The 13108-nt window shown below is 67.9% G+C and carries 17 protein-coding genes; 5 read left to right on the top strand and 12 right to left on the bottom strand.

What is annotated here, in order from left to right:
* Nucleotides 1–182: 182 nt before the first annotated feature.
* Complete coding sequence (locus tag AC5JLE_RS09370; protein ID WP_049419100.1) at nucleotides 183–959, bottom strand: SDR family NAD(P)-dependent oxidoreductase; 777 nt, start codon at nucleotides 957–959, stop codon at nucleotides 183–185.
* Nucleotides 956–1276, bottom strand: a complete 321-nt coding sequence (gene grxD, locus AC5JLE_RS09365) for a Grx4 family monothiol glutaredoxin (RefSeq protein ID WP_005415957.1) — start codon at nucleotides 1274–1276, stop codon at nucleotides 956–958. Before grxD ends, AC5JLE_RS09370 begins: the two co-directional genes overlap by 4 nt.
* A 120-nt stretch (nucleotides 1277–1396) precedes the next feature.
* On the opposite strand from grxD, the gene AC5JLE_RS09360 reads away from it, so the two are divergent.
* Complete coding sequence (locus tag AC5JLE_RS09360) at nucleotides 1397–1975, top strand: superoxide dismutase (protein WP_496065243.1); 579 nt, start codon at nucleotides 1397–1399, stop codon at nucleotides 1973–1975.
* A gap of 75 nt (nucleotides 1976–2050) precedes the next feature.
* Here the strand turns inward: AC5JLE_RS09360 and AC5JLE_RS09355 are convergent, their stop codons facing one another.
* From AC5JLE_RS09355 to purE, 3 genes are all read right to left on the bottom strand, one after another.
* Entirely contained in the window at nucleotides 2051–2392 is a 342-nt protein-coding gene (locus tag AC5JLE_RS09355) for a carboxymuconolactone decarboxylase family protein (RefSeq protein WP_004152082.1), read from the bottom strand.
* A 112-nt stretch (nucleotides 2393–2504) separates the two neighbouring features.
* Nucleotides 2505–3653 (bottom strand): 5-(carboxyamino)imidazole ribonucleotide synthase, encoded by a 1149-nt coding sequence (locus AC5JLE_RS09350; protein WP_032960908.1) that lies wholly within the window; start codon nucleotides 3651–3653, stop codon nucleotides 2505–2507.
* Complete coding sequence (gene purE, locus AC5JLE_RS09345; RefSeq protein WP_005412808.1) at nucleotides 3650–4153, bottom strand: 5-(carboxyamino)imidazole ribonucleotide mutase; 504 nt, start codon at nucleotides 4151–4153, stop codon at nucleotides 3650–3652. The genes AC5JLE_RS09350 and purE overlap by 4 nt, the downstream gene beginning before the upstream one ends.
* Nucleotides 4154–4211: 58 nt before the next feature.
* Here purE and AC5JLE_RS09340 point away from each other — a divergent pair, with 58 nt between their 5' ends.
* The 4 genes from AC5JLE_RS09340 (at nucleotide 4212) to AC5JLE_RS09325 (ending at nucleotide 6929) form a co-directional block, all read left to right on the top strand.
* Nucleotides 4212–4481 carry a Trm112 family protein gene (locus AC5JLE_RS09340; RefSeq protein ID WP_014036599.1) on the top strand — a complete coding sequence of 90 codons (270 nt, stop codon included), beginning with the start codon at nucleotides 4212–4214 and terminating at the stop codon, nucleotides 4479–4481.
* Nucleotides 4478–5329 carry a carboxylating nicotinate-nucleotide diphosphorylase gene (gene nadC, locus AC5JLE_RS09335; RefSeq protein ID WP_014646586.1) on the top strand — a complete coding sequence of 284 codons (852 nt, stop codon included), beginning with the start codon at nucleotides 4478–4480 and terminating at the stop codon, nucleotides 5327–5329. The genes AC5JLE_RS09340 and nadC overlap by 4 nt, the downstream gene beginning before the upstream one ends.
* A gap of 180 nt (nucleotides 5330–5509) precedes the next feature.
* Nucleotides 5510–6511 carry a DUF2272 domain-containing protein gene (locus tag AC5JLE_RS09330; protein ID WP_496065242.1) on the top strand — a complete coding sequence of 334 codons (1002 nt, stop codon included), beginning with the start codon at nucleotides 5510–5512 and terminating at the stop codon, nucleotides 6509–6511.
* A 67-nt stretch (nucleotides 6512–6578) separates the two neighbouring features.
* The gene (locus AC5JLE_RS09325; protein WP_496065241.1) at nucleotides 6579–6929 is read left to right on the top strand and encodes a DUF3301 domain-containing protein; all 351 of its coding nucleotides are present in this window, start codon (nucleotides 6579–6581) and stop codon (nucleotides 6927–6929) included.
* A 104-nt stretch (nucleotides 6930–7033) separates the two neighbouring features.
* Here the strand turns inward: AC5JLE_RS09325 and AC5JLE_RS09320 are convergent, their stop codons facing one another.
* From AC5JLE_RS09320 to AC5JLE_RS09290, 7 genes are all read right to left on the bottom strand, one after another.
* A complete protein-coding gene (locus AC5JLE_RS09320) occupies nucleotides 7034–7486 on the bottom strand; it encodes a ClpXP protease specificity-enhancing factor (RefSeq protein WP_014646584.1) in 453 nt (150 codons plus the stop codon).
* A gap of 84 nt (nucleotides 7487–7570) precedes the next feature.
* Nucleotides 7571–8206: a glutathione S-transferase N-terminal domain-containing protein gene (locus tag AC5JLE_RS09315; protein ID WP_005408842.1), complete on the bottom strand. Its 636-nt coding sequence runs from the start codon at nucleotides 8204–8206 to the stop codon at nucleotides 7571–7573.
* A gap of 134 nt (nucleotides 8207–8340) precedes the next feature.
* Nucleotides 8341–9090, bottom strand: a complete 750-nt coding sequence (locus tag AC5JLE_RS09310) for a cytochrome c1 (RefSeq protein WP_032960911.1) — start codon at nucleotides 9088–9090, stop codon at nucleotides 8341–8343.
* A complete protein-coding gene (locus AC5JLE_RS09305; RefSeq protein WP_014646581.1) occupies nucleotides 9083–10342 on the bottom strand; it encodes a cytochrome b in 1260 nt (419 codons plus the stop codon). The genes AC5JLE_RS09310 and AC5JLE_RS09305 overlap by 8 nt, the downstream gene beginning before the upstream one ends.
* Entirely contained in the window at nucleotides 10342–10962 is a 621-nt protein-coding gene (gene petA, locus AC5JLE_RS09300; RefSeq protein WP_004151998.1) for a ubiquinol-cytochrome c reductase iron-sulfur subunit, read from the bottom strand. Before petA ends, AC5JLE_RS09305 begins: the two co-directional genes overlap by 1 nt.
* A gap of 199 nt (nucleotides 10963–11161) precedes the next feature.
* Nucleotides 11162–12067 carry a lytic transglycosylase domain-containing protein gene (locus tag AC5JLE_RS09295; protein ID WP_046429799.1) on the bottom strand — a complete coding sequence of 302 codons (906 nt, stop codon included), beginning with the start codon at nucleotides 12065–12067 and terminating at the stop codon, nucleotides 11162–11164.
* A gap of 46 nt (nucleotides 12068–12113) precedes the next feature.
* Nucleotides 12114–13082: a helix-turn-helix transcriptional regulator gene (locus tag AC5JLE_RS09290; RefSeq protein WP_100449708.1), complete on the bottom strand. Its 969-nt coding sequence runs from the start codon at nucleotides 13080–13082 to the stop codon at nucleotides 12114–12116.
* Nucleotides 13083–13108: the final 26 nt, after the last annotated feature.

Genomic DNA, 13108 nt, shown 5'->3' with positions numbered 1-13108 from the left:
AAACAGCCCTGCGGGTGGCTGGTCGGAGAGTTATCTGGGGTTCCCTACCGCTTGGCTGAAGGCAGCCATAACGGTTAACACTAGATTAACACGCTACGCCATCAATGTGACGGTTGTGCGACAAACGGCACCGGTTCGCAACGCAATCGTGACGGGTTCTTCACTCCGCCTTTCCCCGGGGCTCACTCGCGGGGAACTGCCTCGCTGGCATCGAGAATCGTCCCCCGCCAGGCATGGCCGGCCGGGGACAACAGGATGACGGCCGCAGCGGCGGCCGCTTCGGGCCCTTGCGCAGCCGGGTCCTGATCGACGGAATAGGCGCGGGCGCGCAGTGCCGTGCGCAGGGGCCCCGGGTACAGGCCACTGACCCGGACCGGGCTGCGACCCAGCTCATCGTGCAGGCTGCCGATCAGGCCACGCAGGCCGTGCTGGGCCACGCCATACCCGCCCCAGTAGGCCTGCCCCACCCGTTCGGGGGCATCGACCGCGAAGACCAGGGCAGCATCCTCGCGCTGCCGCAGCAGCGGCAGGCAGGCCTGGGCCAGCCAGGCCGGGGCGGTCAGGGTGACATGGACCGCGCGGGCGAAACTGGCCGGGTCGGCCAGCTCGAACGGGGTCAGGCCGGGGAAATGCGCGGCGCAGACCAGCAGGCCATCCAGCCGCCCCAGCTCACGCTGCAGGGCCTGGGCCAGTTCGGCATAGTCATCGGGGCCGGCACCCTCCAGGTCCATCGGGTACAGCAGGGGTTCCGGGCCGACCGCCTGGACCTGGGCATAGACCCGGTCCAGCCGGCGCGGCTTGCGCCCCAGCAGGACCACCGTAGCCCCGGCCGCCGCAGCGGCAATCGCCGCCGCACTGCCCAGCCCGCCGCCGGCACCGGCAACCAGCACCACGCGGTCCTGCAAGGGGCGGCCATCGAGCGCCCCGTCAGTCGGTGACGTCGACGGCCAGGCACTCATCCCTGGGTCGCCTCTTCGACGATGCGCTTGAGCTCGCCGGATTCAAACAGTTCCATGACGATGTCGCAGCCGCCGATCAACTCGCCGTTGATGAACAGCTGCGGGAAGGTCGGCAGGTTGGAGAAGCGCGGCAGGTTGGCGCGGATCTCCGGTTCTTCGAGCACGTTGACGGTGCGCAGGGTGACGGCGCCGGCAGCCATCAACGCCTGCACGGCGCGGCTGGAAAAGCCGCACATCGGGTACTGCGGGGTGCCCTTCATGAACAGCACGAGCGGGTAACGATCGACCTCGGCCTGGATTTGCTGCATTACCGCCACAACCACACTCCTTGCTTCGCCGGACAACCCGACCGTGATGGTCGGCTAGACTGCCCACGGTAGCCGCCATTGTAAGCGGATGGAACAGGCTGCCGCCGTCCCCTGGCCACGAACCTGCACATGCCCGTCGAATTACCCGCCCTGCCCTACCTCTCCGGCTCCCTGCAGCCCCACCTGTCCGCGCAGACCATGGAACTGCATCACGGCCGCCACCACCGCGCCTATGTCGACGCGGTCAACGCCGGCACCCTCGGCACCGAGTGGGAGGAGGCGTCGCTTGAAGAGATCGTGCGCCATGCCCAGGGCACGCTGTTCGATGCGGCCGCCCAGGCCTGGAACCACGGCTTCTACTGGCAGTGCCTGCGCCCGCGCGGCGGCGGCGAACCGCAGGGCCGGCTGGGCGAGCTGGTCAAGCGCCAGTTCGGTGACGCGCAGCGCCTGCGCGAGGAATTCAACCGCGCTGCACTGGGCCTGTTCGGCTCGGGCTGGGTGTGGCTGGTGCAGCACCCGGGCGGCCAGCTGGGCATCCAGGCCACCCGCAACGCCGGCACGCCCCTGACCGGCGACAGCACCCCGCTGCTGTGCTGCGACGTGTGGGAGCACGCGTACTACACCGACTACCAGAATGACCGCGCGCGTTACCTGGACGCATTCTGGCAGATGGTCAACTGGGAATTCGCCGAGAGCCAGCTGCGCTGACCCCCTGTAGAGCCGAGCCCATGCTCGGCTGGCCGGACAGCAGCCGAGCATGGGCTCGGCTCTACAGATGAAGCTTCACGCGCTCTCGTGCGCGGCCACCGCATCCATCACCCGCGCCGAGTACACCAGCGCGGCGCCGGCGTTGAGCGAGACCGCCACGCCCAGCGCCTCGGCGATTTCCTCGCGACTGGCGCCATGCTTCAGCGCCGCGTCCACGTGCACGGTGATGCAGCCGTCACAACGGGTGGTCACCGCCACCGCCAGCGCGATCAGCTCCCGGGTCTTGGCATCCAGGTGGTTGGTCTGGGCACCGGCATTGGCCAGGGTGGCGTAGCCCTTGACCGTATCCGGCGAGAGCTTGCCGATCTCGCCGATGCGGCCCTTCAGTTCCTTGCGGTAGGCATTCCAGTCGAGCATGGTCGTGACTCCTGTGAAAGGAGCTCCACGCTACCACCGGGAATGTTGCGCCGATGGCTGCACCGGTGCGCCACACCGTTGCACTGCCGGCCTGCGGCCGGCACTACCGGACTCAGCGGTTGCGCAGCGCGTGCACCGCCGGTGCCACCTGGGCCTGGCGGTCCAGTTCCAGGCCCACCTGGTCCAACGCGTCGGCCAGTGCTGCGGCATCGTCATCGCGCAACGTGGCATGGCCGACCTTGCGGCCTTCGCGCGACTCCTTGCCATAGTCATGCCAGTGGCCACTGGCCTGGGCCAGCACCGGCAACGGGTCGGGCATCCGGCCCAGCCAATTCAGCATGCAGGCATGGCCGAGCATGCGGGTGCTGCCCAGCGGCAGGCCCAGCACGGCGCGCAGGTGGTTCTCGAACTGCGAGGTCTCGCTGCCTTCGATGGTCCAGTGCCCGGAGTTGTGCACGCGTGGCGCCATCTCGTTGGCCAGCAGCTCGCCATCGCGGCAGAACAGTTCCAGCGCGAACACGCCGACGTACTGCAGGTGTTCGGCGACACGGCGTGCATAGCCGATGGCTGCCTGCTGCTCGGCGGCGGACAGCACGGCCGGGGCCACGCTGGCCGACAGCACGCCGTCGACATGCCAGTTGCCGGTGATCGGCCAGGCTTCGAAACTGCCATCGCGGCCACGCACGGCCACCACGCTGACCTCGCGCTGGAAGGCCACGAAGCCCTCCAGGATCAGTCCGGTGCGCTCGACCTGTGCACCCAGCGCATCCCAGGCGGCATCAATGTCGGCTTCGCTGCGCAGGCGGAACTGGCCCTTGCCGTCGTAGCCCAGGCGGCGGGTCTTGAGGATGCACGGCAGGCCGAATTCGACGGCTTTCGCCGCCAGCTCGTCACGGCTGCGGATATCAGCGAAGGCCGGCAGCGGAATACCCAGCTGCTGGAACAGGGTCTTCTCGCTCAACCGGTCCTGGGCCACCGCCAGCGCGGCCGGCGGCGGGTAGACCGGCACGCGGTCGGCCAGGAACTGTGCACTGTCGGCGGGCACATTCTCGAAATCGAAGGTGACCACATCGACCTTGGCAGCGAAGTCCGCCAGCGCCTGGCGGTCGTCGAAGGCACCGACGGTGAGCGGCGCCAGCGGGCCGCTGCAGGCGTCGGCCGCCGGGTCATACAGTTCGAAGCGCAGCCCCAGCGGCGCACCGGCCAGGACCATCATGCGGGCGAGCTGGCCGCCGCCCAGGATGCCGACGGTCAGGCTCATTGGCGCGGATCGTCGTGGGCCATCACGTCTTCGGTCTGGCGTGCACGGAAGGCGTCGAGCGCCTGGCCGATCGCCGGCTGGTCGCTGGCCAGCATCGCGGCGGCGAACAGCGCCGCGTTGGACGCGCCGGCATTGCCGATGGCGAAGGTGGCGACCGGGATACCGGCCGGCATCTGCACGATCGACAGCAGCGAATCCATGCCGTTGAGGGCCTTGGACTGCACCGGCACGCCCAGCACCGGCACGGCGGTCTTGGCGGCGATCATGCCCGGCAGGTGGGCGGCCCCGCCGGCACCGGCGATGATCGCGCGCAGGCCACGCGGGCCCGCCTGCTCGGCGTAACTGAACAACACATCCGGCGTCCGATGCGCGGACACCACCTTCACTTCGAACGGAACACCCAGAGCTTCAAGCTTCTGGGCGGCGTGCTGCATGGTTTCCCAGTCGGAACGGGAACCCATGACGATGCCGACAAGCGGCGCGATCGGGTTGGGGGTCATTGGCCGTCACCTGCCTTAAAGACGTATTCTAGCCATCTTCCACGCAAGACGAAGAACCATGGATCGCAAGCTGCTCGACCTGCTGGTGTCGCCTGACACCCGCCAGCCCCTGTCCCTGCTGGATGGCAAGGGCCTGGAAGCCCTCAACAAGGCCATTTCCGCCGGCGCGGTGAACAAGGCCGATGGCAACCCGCTGGCGCAGCCGCTGCGCGAAGCGCTGGTCACCCGCGACCGCAAGCAGGTCTTCCGCGTCGACGACGGCATCCCGGTGCTGCTGGCCGAGGAAGCCATCCCGACCGCCCAGATCGCCGATTTCCCGACCGCATGAGCACGCTGCCGACGCCGGATGCGGCCGTTGTCGCCGCCGATGTCGCGCGTGCACTGGCCGAGGACCTGGGCAGCGGTGATGTCACCGCCGCCCTGCTGCCCGACCAGGCCGACAGCGCCTACCTGCTGTGCAAGCAGGACGGGGTGATCGCCGGCCGCCCCTGGTTCGACGCCACCCACCGCGCGCTCGACCCGGACGTACGCATCGAATGGCAGGTTTCCGACGGCGACGCGGTCACCGCAGGCACCGTGCTGGCCCTGCTGCATGGGCGCAGCCGCAGCCTGGTCAGCGCCGAACGCACCTCGCTCAACTTCCTGCAGACGCTGTCCGGTACGGCAACCACCACCGCCCGCTACGTGGCGGCGGTGGCCGGTACCGGCACGCGCATCCTTGACACCCGCAAGACCCTGCCCGGCCTGCGCCTGGCGCAGAAGTACGCGGTGCGCTGCGGCGGTGGCGAGAACCATCGTTTCGGCCTGTACGACACGGTGATGCTGAAGGAGAACCACATCCGCGCTGCCGGCTCACTGGCCGACGCCGTGGCGGGCGCACGCCGGCAGTGGCCTGCGCTGCCGCTGGTGGTCGAGGTCGAGGATCTGGCGCAGCTGCGCCAGGCGCTCGACGCCGGTTGCGAACGCATCCTGCTGGACGACTTCAGCCCCGACCTGCGCCGCGAGGCGGTACGCATCACGGCCGGCCGCATTCCGCTGGAAGTGTCCGGCAGCGTCGGCCTGGGTGGCCTGCGCTCGATCGCCGAGGATGGCGTCGACTGCATCTCCATCGGCGGCCTGACCAAGCACGTGCAGGCCATCGATCTGTCGTTGAAGCTCGGCCCACCGCCGGGCTGAGGCCTGCAGGACTTGTAGAGCCGAGCCTACGCTCGGCTGCTTGTCGATTTGCGGCACGCCCTGCGCGCGCTTCGCGCGATGAGCCGAGCATGGGCTCGGCTCTACACGACCCGGGACGCCTTCACGGCTCGGCTACGGCCGCCTCTGCGACGCTGCCGGCATCCCCCACAGGAGCCGCGCATGCGCCGGATGCTCTTGCCTGCTTGTCTGCTGCTGGCCGCGGCCCCCCTGTCCGCAGCGGCGGCCGAAGCCTGCGATGTGCCACCGCGTTTCGGCCTGAGCCCATTGGCGGTGGCCATCCGCAATACTGCCTGCAATGAACACCGGCTCTGGTTCCGGCCTTTCATCGATCGCGATGGCCGCGCGGCGAGCCTGAGTGTCACCGAGGCCGAGAACGAACATCTGGCCGACAACGGGCTGATTGCCTGGCAGCGCGTGGCCGGCTACTGGCGCAACAGCGGCACGCTCAACGCGATGGGCAGCATCGTCGGCGCCAGCAGCTGTCTGGCACCACTGGGCACGCGCTACACCGACAGCGACTGCCGCACCTTCCTGATCGACAACCCGTGGTCGGCCGCGTTCATTTCCTGGGTGATGGTGCAGTCCGGCGTCCCCGGCTTCAACGCGTCGCCACGCCACATCGACTACATCCGTGCCGCGTACCAGGGCGGACCCTCGGGCGTGCCGTACCGGCTGGTCGATCCCGCGACCGCAAAGCCCGCACCGGGCGACCTGCTGTGCTTCCTGCGCGATCGCAGCACCACGCTCAGCTACAGTGGGCTGGTGCAGGCACTGGGCAACGGTTCGGTGGGCCACTGGAAATCACATTGCGAAGTAGTGGTGGCCGCCAACCTGGGGGGCGACCAGACCCTGTACCTGGTGGGCGGCAACGTGATGAACACGGTGGCGATGCGACTGCTGCCGCTGGACCGCACCGGGTTGATCAAGCTGCCGCCGGCGCGCGAACGCAACAGCACCGGCATCGAGCCCAGCTGCACGCCGGGCCGCGAGGACGAATGCAGCTTCAACCGCCAGGACTGGGCAGCGCTGCTGCAGCTGACGGCGACCGCTCCATTGGTGATGCCTTCGCCCTCCGCCGCGCCGATGCAGACGGTGCCGGCGACGGCGCCGTCTACCGTGCCCGCATCACCGATGTCCAGCGAACCGCAGCCACGGCGGTGAGTGCAGCGCTTGATCCAGCGCGCGTTCGCCGCCATCTTTGCGGGATCGACCTCTGACGGCTGACGCCATGCCCACCCTGCTGCTGTTGCTGATTGCCGGCGGAATCATCTATTTCTTCTGGAATGCGGCGCGTTCGGCCGCCGAGCGCGCGGTCGAGCTGGGCCGCAATGCCTGCCGCGCTGCCGACGTGCAATGGCTGGATCAGGCGGTACATGCCACCGGCCTGCGACTGTCGCGTGGCGAGGGCGGACGGCTCGGTTTCGAGCGCACCTTCAAGTTCGAGTATTCCTACGATGGCATCGATCGCCACGTGGGCCGCATGGTGCTGCGCGGCGACCAGCTGATCTCGTTCACCGGCCCCGGTGCCGCGCGGATCAGCCAGATCCGGCCGGACGTGGAGGATGCCGAGGATGTGTAAGAACTGAAGGTGTGCCGACCAACGGTCGGCACCCACACAATTCCGGCACCCACCGGTAAAACCTGCAAAGGAAGACGCCGCCCATCGGGGCGGCGTCGGAATGGTTACTTGACCACGCGCAGGTTCGGGCGGCCCTTGGGCGGCGGACTGGCCGGTGGCGTATCGTCCGGCGGCGTGCCGTCCTCGTGCAGCAGTTCGTCACTGGTCGGCGCGGTCTCGCTGCCCGGAATGTCATCCGGCAGCGCCATGCCCTGCCCGGTCTCGCGGGCATAGACTGCCAGCACGGCGCTGATCGGTACCTGCACCGGGTAGCTGGTGCCGGAGAAGCGGGCCGAGAAGCTCACCATTTCGTTGTCGATCATCAGCCGCACGACGGCGCGTTCGGCGATGTTGAGCACGACCCGGCCGTCCTTGACCGCCGAAGGCGGCACCTGCACGCCGGGGACGCCGGCGTCGACCAGGATGTGCGGGGTCAGCTGGTTGTCGTTGATCCATTCCACCAGCGCCCGCAGCAGGTACGGGCGGTGGCTGGTCATGTGGAAGAAGTCTTCGGTCATGCGTGAAGTGTACGCGCCCGGCGCCCCGCCGGGGCGGATCGCCTGCACGCCGGTCGGCGTGCAGACGGGTTACGCAAGGTTGGATCAGACCGGCAGATCGCGCAGCTTCTTTTCCTGGTCGGTCAGGCTGCGGACGAAACCCGGGTGACGGAAGATGCGGTTGCCATAGTCCTCGATCGCCTTGCCGTCCTTCGGCAGCGGCACGTCCAGCGACTGCAGGCGCCAGATGATCGGTGCCATTGCACAGTCGGCCAGGCTCATTTCCGGATTGAGGAAGAACTTGCTGGCCTTGAACAGCGGCAGCGAGGCGGTCAGCAGTTCCTTCAGGCGCTTGCGGCCGGCCTCGGCCTGGGTCTTGTTGCCCAGCTGGATGGCCTGCACCTGCGGTACCCAGTCGTGCTCGATGCGCAGCATGGCCAGGCGGATACGCGCACGCGAGAGCGGATCGACCGGCATCAGCGGAGGATGCGGGTAGCGTTCGTCCAGGTATTCGCTGACCACCGACGCGGCGTACAGCACCAGCTCGCGCTCGACCAGGGTCGGCACCGAGTGGTACGGATTGAGATCGATCAGGTCTTCAGGCGGGTTCTGCGGATCGACCGGGACAAAGTCGAAGGTGACCCCCTTGGCCGCCAGCACCAGGCGTACCCGGTGGCACAGTACGTCGTCGTTCGAGGAAAACAGCGTCAGTGTATTGCGCATGCGTACGCTCGCCGCCATCAAAGGCTCTCCCACGACAGGAGACCGCCTGCCGCATCGGCGCCGCCGGCACCGTGCCAGCGGTCGACTCCACCCCGAGTGTGCAACCGACCATCACAAAAGCCAATAGGCCCGGGCGATGGCCGGCGGCAGAATCAGTGGACGTCCTTCCAGTATTCCTTCTTCAGCAGGTACAGCAGGAAAGTCAGCAGGGCCAGGAACAGGATCACCCATACGCCCAGCTGCTGGCGCTTGAGCGCGGCCGGTTCACCGGCGTATTCGAGGAAGTTGGTGATGTCCCGAACGGCCTGATCGTACTGGCCGGCATCGACCGACCCGGGCGTTTCGATTTTCAGGCCGGTCACCGGCGGGTCCATGCCGGGCGCTTCCGCCTTGCCGTGCACCGCATGCTGCAGGCCCTGCATCTCCCACAGCGGGTTGGGCATGGAGGCATTGGCGAACAGCGCGTTGTTCCAGCCCAGCGGGCGGCTGCTGTCCAGATAGAACGACTTGAGATAGGTGTAGACCCAGTCACTGCCCCGCACGCGCGAGATCAGGCTGAGATCGGGCGGCATCTTGCCGAACCACTTCTCCGCGTTCTCCTTGGGCATCGCCACCGGGATCGGGTCGCCGATCGCCGAGCCGGTGAAGTTGAGGTTGTTCATCACCTCTTCCTCGGTCAGGCCGAGGTCCTGCGCCATCCGCGAATAGCGCAGGTACTTCAATGCGTGGCAGCCGGAGCAGTAGTTCATGTACAGCTGCGCGCCGCGCTGCAGCGAGGCGCGGTCACCGAGGTCGTTGCCGGCCTGCAGCAGCGGGGTGCCGCCTTCGGCGGCGGAGGCCAGGAAACTGCCCAGCATCAGGGTGGCCGCCAGGGCCAGCCGGACCATCCAGCGCTCAGTCATGCGTGGTCACCCTCTCCGGTACCGGCTTGGTCCTGTCCAACCTTGTCCATAGCGGCATGGTGATGAAGAACGCGAAGTACAGGAAGGTCAACACCCGCCCGATGTAGGTCTCGTGCACATCGGTGCCCGGGCCGGAACCAATCACGCCCAGCCACACGAAGCACACCGCCAGCACGCCCAGCATCACCTTCGAGATCCAGCCGCGGTAGCGCACCGATTTCACCTTCGCCTTGTCCAGCCACGGCACCAAGAACAGGATCGCGATGGCCGAGAACATCACCAGCACGCCGCCCAGCTTGTTCGGCACCACGCGCAACATCGCGTAGTACGGCGTGTAGTACCAGACCGGCTTGATGTGTTCCGGGGTCACCAGGCGGTTGGCTTCGGTGAAGTTGTCGTGCTCCAGGAACAGGCCGCCGAAACCGGGGGCGAAGAAGATGATGAAGGCGGCGATGATCAGCAGGAAGCCGGCACCGACGCCATCCTTGAGCGTGTAGTACGGATGGAACGGAATGCCGTCGGCCGGGGCGTTCGGCGACCAGCGGTTGCCCTTGGGCCCCTTCTTGATCTCCACGCCATCGGGGTTGTTCGACCCCACCTCGTGCAGCGCGCCCAAGTGCAGCACCACCAGCAACAGCAGCACCAGCGGCAGTGCGATGACGTGCAGCGCGAAGAAGCGGTTGAGCGTGGCGTCACTGGGCAGGTAGTCGCCCATGATCCACTCGGTCAGGCCGTTGCCGATCACCGGTATCGCGCCGAACAGCGAAATGATCACCTTGGCGCCCCAGAACGACATCTGCCCCCACGGCAGCACGTAGCCCATGAAGGCTTCGGCCATCAGCACCAGGTAGATCAGCATGCCCAGGATCCACACCAGCTCGCGCGGCTTCTGGTAACTGCCGTACAGCAGGCCGCGGAACATGTGCAGGTAGACCACGATGAAGAACAGCGAGGCCCCGGTGGAGTGCATGTAGCGGATCAGCCAGCCCCACTCCACATCACGCATGATGTATTCGATGGAGCCGAACGCCTCGGCGGCGTTGGTCTTGTAGTGCATCGTCAGGAAGATGCCGGTGACGATCTGGTTGACCAGCACCAGCAGCGCCAGCGAACCGAAGTAGTACCAGATGTTGAAGTTCTTCGGCGCGTAGTACTCGGTGACATGCTTGCGATAGACCGGCATCAGGCCCGGCGCGCGGGCATTGACCCAGTCGGCCACGCCGCTGGCGGTACGAGCGAGGATATTGGCCATCAGGCTGCCCCCTGCGGATCGACACCGATGATGATGGTGTTGTCGTCCTGGTAATGGTGCGCGGGCACCTTCAGGTTGATCGGCGCCGGCACGTCCTTGAAGACGCGGCCGGACATGTCGAAGCGCGACTTGTGGCAGGGGCAGAAGTAGCCGCCCTTCCACTGCGGGTCATAGGGTTCAGGCCGGATCTCGGCGACCATTTCCGGCGAACAGCCCAGGTGCGTGCACAGGCCGACCAGCACGGAAATGTCCGGCTTGATCGAGCGCAGCTCGGGGTTCTGCTTCAGCACGTAGTCCGGCTGCTGGTCCTTCTCGCCGGACTCGGGGTCCTTGAGGCGGCCATCGAGCCCGTGCAGTGCATCGAGGATCGCCTTGGACCGCTTGACGATCCAGATCGGCTGGCCACGCCATTCCACGATCAGGCGTTGGCCTTCCTGCAGGGCGCTGATGTCGGCCACCACCGGTGCGCCGGCAAGCTTGGCACGGGCACTGGGGTTCCAGGATTTGATGAAAGGAACAGCGGTGAATCCGACGCCGACGGCGCCCACCACGGCTGTGGTGGCAGAAAGAAAACGCCGACGTCCGGTGTTGACTGGATCGTGTACCCCATCGTTGGCCATCCGGCACTCCGATATTGATTAGGTAGCTTTAAGGCTGCCAGCGGATCCGGTGGGGGCCAGAGCCGCATTGAATCATGGGCGAGTGTAGCGGAACCGTCGAGCGCCACACAACGCATTGCAACAACATTGATTACGGGGCTGCCAGCCAGTGGCCGGTCGGTACCGGCCATTGCCCAAGGTTGCCGGCCAGCGGCCGGCACTACTGGTGCGTCAATGCGGTGCGGTAACGCTCGGCCAGCTGCCCGACCCGGCGCACGTAGTACTGGGTCTCGCTGTAGGGCGGCACGCCACCGTGGCGGTCAACCGCGCCTTCGCCCGCGTTGTAGCCAGCCGCGGCCAGGGTCAGGTCGCCATTGAAACGCTTCAACAACCACGCAAGATACTGCACGCCACCGCGGATGTTCTGCCCGGCATCGTAGGAATCGCTGACTCCGAAACGGGCCGCGGTTGGCGGCATCAGCTGCATCAGGCCCTGCGCGCCGGCGCGGCTGAGCGCGGTCGGGTTGTAGGCCGACTCGGCGTGGATGATGGCGCGCACCACGGCTTCGTCGACGCCGAACTCGCGCGCGGCCGAGCTGATCTCGGTCTGGAACGCGGTGGTGTTCAACCGCACCGAACCGAAGTCCACGCGCGGGTTGACGCCACAGGCGTAGCAGCGCTCCATGAAACTGTAGCGGATGGTGCGCACCGGGCCGAGGTTGGCGACCTGGGTCGGGCGCGCGCTGGTGTAGTGGCGCACGCCGTCCTTCATGAAGGAATAGACCTGGCCGCTGACCATGCGCCCGCTGCGCGAGGCGACCGGGGGCGCGGGCACGGCGGCTGGCGCAGCCGCCGGCGCCGCAGTGCTGGCCGCCACCGCCACCGGGTTGCGCTCGATGCTGGCCACGGTGGTCGGCGCCGGCTTCGGCGCGGCCACCACCGGGCGCGGTGCCGGGCGGAGGTCGCGGCTGTAGCTGATGGCGCTGCAGCGGGCCCCGGCCAGGCGCTTGCTGACATAGCTGGTGACCCCGTCGGCGCCCTGGCACTTGAACAGGGTGCCCGCGCTGGCCGGCGCAGCGGTCAGCGCAGCGATGATGATCGCCGTTGTCCCCAGTATCCCCTTCATGCCGGCGAGTGTCCCAGCTTCGCCGGGGCTTGCCAAGCGACGCGGCTCAGCCTGTGACGGGCGGCACAGCCAGCACCTGCCCCAATCCGGCCAGGCGCTGTGCCAGTTCATCGCGCAGGCCCGGCGGCGTGGTCCACACCGCCACCGGCACCCGGTCCAGGCTGAGGATCTGCGCCAGCATCATGCCGCGGCTCTCGGCGCCCATGCGCAGCAGGCAATGGTCGGGCCCATCGTCCTCCAGCACACCACACCAGGGCGGGATGCGGCATTCCAGCTCGGCGCGGCTGCCGGCCAGGCGGACGATGGCCTGCAGGGCGAACGGGGCCTGGCTGACCGCCTGCCGCACCATCACATCTGGCGGTGCGGGCGTACGGCGGTGCATGCCCGGCTCGGCGCATTCGCGCACCGCGCCCATCCGGTCCACGCGCAGGGTGCGCCAGTCCTGCCGGCCCAGGTCCCAGGCCAGCAGGTACCAGCGCCGCCCGTAGTTGACCAGGTGCTGCGCCTCGACCTCGCGCTGGGTCACCGCTTCCTGGGCACTGCGGTATTCGAAGGCCAGCCGTGACGCCTGCCGGCAGTGCTGGGCCAGCCGCCCGAGCAGGCGTGCGTCGGTGGACGGAAGGTCGGACAGGGTGGCGGTGGCGGCATGCACCTCGCCGGCCTGCTGGCGGCGACGGGTCGGCACCAGCGGATCGAGCTTGGACAACAGGCCACGCGCGGTGTCGTCGATGCCGGCGACGGTCGCAGAGGCCGCGCGCAGGGCGATGGCCAGGGTAGTCGCCTCCTCCTCGTCCAGCAGCATCGGCAGCACCGGCGCCCCTGCCCCCAGCTGGTAGCCGCCGCCAACCCCGGACGAGGCCCGGACCGGATAACCCAGCTCGCGCAGGCGCTCGACGTCACGGCGGATGCTGCGCCGGTCCACGCCCATGCGCTCGGCGAGTTCAGCCCCGGACCACTGGCGGCGGGCCTGCAGCAGGGCGATCAGGCGAAGCAGTCGATGGGCGGTGTGGCGCATGAAGGATCGAGGACAGAAGTCGTCCG

Source organism: Stenotrophomonas sp., from assembly GCF_059505245.1.
Note: the sequence above shows the minus strand (reverse complement) of the source record. Positions and strands in the feature narration are given on the sequence as shown.